Below are 1,694 nucleotides of genomic sequence, written 5' to 3' on the forward strand. Positions count from 1 at the left end.
TTTTCGCACACCCTTTGGCCCTCTAGTGATCCTTGGGACAACGGCCGCCGGGTGTGCGAAGGAAGATCATTTTCGCACACCCTTTGGCCCTCTAGGAGCTTTGGCAGCCGCCGCAATCCTAGCCAGCGAACGGCCGGCCGCGCCCGGTCCGCCTCTCGGCTCCGGGCACGCTGCCGGCGGGGGAGGCGGGGAGGCGGGGAGGCGAGGCGCGGGAGCCGCATAGAGGCGCCGCGGACGCGCTCACGTGGCTGCGCGGGATCACCGCCCCAACGCGTGACGGTCAGCCGGGCGGTTCCTCGTCGCCAGTGTCGGCCGGGTCATCGTCGGCGGTGTCGGCGGCGTCCGGGAGACCGTCCGCGAGCTCGTCGGCGAGCAGCAGGTCGCGGCGCAGGTAGCCGGTGCGGTAGGCGACTCGGCTGATCCGCTGGGCGAGGACGGGGGCGGTGACCAGCTGGAACAGGCCGACGAGGATGAGTCCGGAGGCATACCGCAGGTCGGTCTGCAGCGCGGCGCCGGCGAGGATCGCGAGCAGGCCGATCGTCTGCGGCTTGGTCGCGGCCTGCAGCCGGGCCGGGACGTCCGGGAAACGCAGCAGCCCCCACGCGCCGAGCAGGCAGAACGCGGCACCGCCCAGCATCAGCACGCTGGTCGCGACGTCGGCGACGATGCCGGTCACCGGCCCGGCCCCGGCCGCCGACGCACGGACCGCCCCAGGCCGGACCACAGGCGGCTGGGCCATCGAGGACTGGGCCGCGGTGGGTCGGAAGCTGGTGGGCTGGAACGGGGCGGGCGTGGTGTCGGCGGGCCGCGCAGCTCGACGAGGCGGGCGGCCGTGGCCGCGCCGAGAAATCCGAGGAGAGCCACCGAGCCGAGCAGCGCCAGGTTGAAGCCCTCCTGGAGCCGCGCGACCTCGACCGTGACCGCGGTGACGATCAGTACGACCAGGACGTCGAGGGCGACGACGCGGTCCAGCTCCGACGGGCCGCGCACCACCCTGACCAGCGTGAGCAGGCCCGCGGCGGTGACCATCGCCAGCGTGATGGTGTAGACGACCTGCATCACTGCCTCCCGGTGGCGCCCGCCCCGCCGGCCGGGGGCGGCCGCGGCGGGACGAGGTCGTGGCCCAGGGCGAGGATCACCCGCCGTTGCAGGGCGTCGGCATGGGCGCGGACGGTCTCGACGGCCCCCGGGCCCGGGGCGACGAGGGCGTGGACGTAGAAGACGCCGTTCTCACGGTCGACCTGGATGACCGCCGAGCCGGGGGCGAGGGAGACCGCGTCGGCCACCAGGACCGCGATGACCTCGGATCGGGTTCGCAGCGGGACCGCGACGATCACGGATGGCATGGCCGGGCCGTACCGGAACACCTGCGCCGCGACGGTGATGCTCGCCGGCAGCAGGCCGGCCAGGAGCCGGACGGCCAGCCAGCCGGTCGCCGCCGGCCGCGGCCGGCGGCGACCGGGCGCGGCCTCGGGCGGCGGCGACGGGAACGCCGCCGGCACGGCGACGGCGACGAGCAGCCCGCTGAGCGCGGCGAGCACGCTCAGCCGTCCCCACAGCAACATCCAGACCAGCCACAGCCAGGCGACCTGCCCCGGTCGGCGGGCGGCCGCCGCGACCGCGGCGCCCGGCCGCCGCCACGGCGGGCGCGGACGCGGCCCGTTGGGCGTCGCCGCGGGCGGGCACGCGCTCAC

3 protein-coding genes are annotated in these 1,694 nt (G+C 75.8%); all 3 read right to left on the reverse strand.

Translation table 11 applies throughout. The features are described from left to right. Positions 1 to 280: 280 nt before the first annotated feature. Entirely contained in the window at positions 281 to 676 is a 396-nt protein-coding gene (mnhG, locus tag BCD48_RS22015) for a monovalent cation/H(+) antiporter subunit G (RefSeq protein WP_198543348.1), read from the reverse strand. Further along, positions 673 to 1,059: an MrpF/PhaF family protein gene (locus BCD48_RS22020; protein WP_071050291.1), complete on the reverse strand. Its 387-nt coding sequence runs from the start codon at positions 1,057 to 1,059 to the stop codon at positions 673 to 675. Before BCD48_RS22020 ends, mnhG begins: the two co-directional genes overlap by 4 nt. Continuing rightward, positions 1,059 to 1,694: Na+/H+ antiporter subunit E (locus BCD48_RS22025; protein WP_157910549.1), on the reverse strand; the 636-nt coding region annotated here is incomplete at its 5' end. The genes BCD48_RS22025 and BCD48_RS22020, both read right to left, overlap by 1 nt.

This window comes from Pseudofrankia coriaricola (assembly GCF_001854805.1).
Taxonomy (GTDB): Bacteria; Actinomycetota; Actinomycetes; order Frankiales; family Frankiaceae; genus Pseudofrankia.

Bases quoted from the DNA above. Each gene is read 5' to 3' on its own strand.
- BCD48_RS22020 (WP_071050291.1), bottom strand. From the start codon at position 1,059: ATGCAGGTCGTCTACACCATCACGCTGGCGATGGTCACCGCCGCGGGC.